2 protein-coding genes are annotated in these 1,566 nt (G+C 46.3%); one reads left to right on the top strand and one right to left on the bottom strand.

Going from position 1 to position 1,566, the window contains the following annotated elements; genetic code table 11:
* A partial coding sequence (locus RMO27_RS14375) for a DEAD/DEAH box helicase (protein WP_309733662.1) occupies positions 1-427 on the bottom strand: 427 nt, incomplete at its 3' end.
* 59 nt (positions 428-486) lie between these two features.
* On the opposite strand from RMO27_RS14375, the gene RMO27_RS14370 reads away from it, so the two are divergent.
* Positions 487-1,068: a hypothetical protein gene (locus RMO27_RS14370; protein WP_309733660.1), complete on the top strand. Its 582-nt coding sequence runs from the start codon at positions 487-489 to the stop codon at positions 1,066-1,068.
* Positions 1,069-1,566: the final 498 nt, after the last annotated feature.

Below are 1,566 nucleotides of genomic sequence, written 5' to 3'. Positions count from 1 at the left end.
GGGGCACACTCGCCGACATTAGCATTACTTCCAAGGATTCGGGAGTCGTCATCAACAGCGTCGCTGGCTGCTTCCGAAAGACTTTTTTCTCAGCCGCTTTAATATCCCCATGCCACAAAAACCGACTCAAACCGAGCATCTCAGTGTACAGCCCCAATCGATCGGCTTGATTATTCAACAACGCCTTAATCGGCGCGATATACAGAATCCCCACCCCCTGCGGTTCCTGCTCCACCATCTGCGCCAGCAGCGGAAACATACTCGCTTCTGTTTTTCCCCCAGCCGTCGGCGCGAGGACGATCGTATTATAGCCATCAAGGATCGCATGTCCCGCCAGTTCTTGGACTGGGCGCAATGATGTCCAGCCCAAGCGGGAAGTAATCGCAGCTTGCACTCGATCGGGAAAACGGGAAAAAGCAGATGTCATAGTTATAATCGGTGAAAACTAGAGCCAATCACCGTGGCAAATAACAACTAGATTAGAGCATGAACGATCGCAGATTCGCAGATATTTGGAATTGTCCCGAAGCATTTGAGCTACTTTGTCCCAAACAATGGCATGATCTACAACCGACTGACAGCGACAATGTTCGTCATTGCAATGTTTGCAACGAACGGGTTTATTTAAGTCCGACACCAGCAGAATTCGTCCAAAATTCTCATTTGCTTAGATGTGTATCGATTCCTGCCGTGGGGATGCCCCAGGAGATGTTAACCGGAAAAGGTAATGCTGCATTTCTCCAGCAAATGAGAGAACATCATGCAAAAATCCAGTCAGAGGCTAAAATTTGGTGGCAAATGGTGCTCCATTTAGATCCATTTTTAATTTTGCCCTTAATTCAAAAAGGCTTTCCCGCTGCTAGTGAGTTGTTGGGTGAATTGGTTATCGATCTGCCTCAAGAGCGCGATCTCTGGCATCAGGTCGATCGATGGCTGACTAATGCGCCCAAATCTACGGTAATAACTCCAGCAACATTAGCAAGTTTACAGGCATCGATCGACAAGATCGATTGTCTTATTTTGGTCAGTCAGTCGCCTGCCGACGATCTTCCCGATTTTTGGGCATAGTCATCGATCGAATCGATCCAGATCGCCACTAGGCTGAATACTTGCTTGTTCTCGATCGGATTGGGGAACTCTAATTGATAAGACTATTCCCAGTTGAGTTGAAGATGAGATCGATCGATGAAAATCAACCAGCCATGTCCAAATAAACTCGATATTCAAGTAGCGGCCGATCTCCCATACCTAGGATCTTTATTTGTTATACCCAAGAGATCTAAGTTAGTACTACCCGAACGGACGATCGATCAAGAGACTACGCTGGAACGTGTCGATCAAATTCGCAAGTTTTTAGCGATATCGCCAATCTCAAACATTGACACATAACGCAATTAAGCTCGATCGATGTTATGGTGTGTAGTGTCATGCATCGATCTAGTTTGTAACCAACTTTTCTGGTAAATATTCATTCATGCCGCCCCTGCCACTCTCGGATACTGTCATCCAAACGATCGATAATTTGCAATTGCAGCCTCATCCTGAGGGTGGTTTTTATCGTGAAAC

The organism is Chamaesiphon sp. OTE_75_metabat_556 (assembly GCF_031378165.1).
Classification (GTDB): Bacteria; Cyanobacteriota; Cyanobacteriia; order Cyanobacteriales; family Chamaesiphonaceae; genus Chamaesiphon.
Note: the sequence above shows the minus strand (reverse complement) of the source record. Positions and strands in the feature narration are given on the sequence as shown.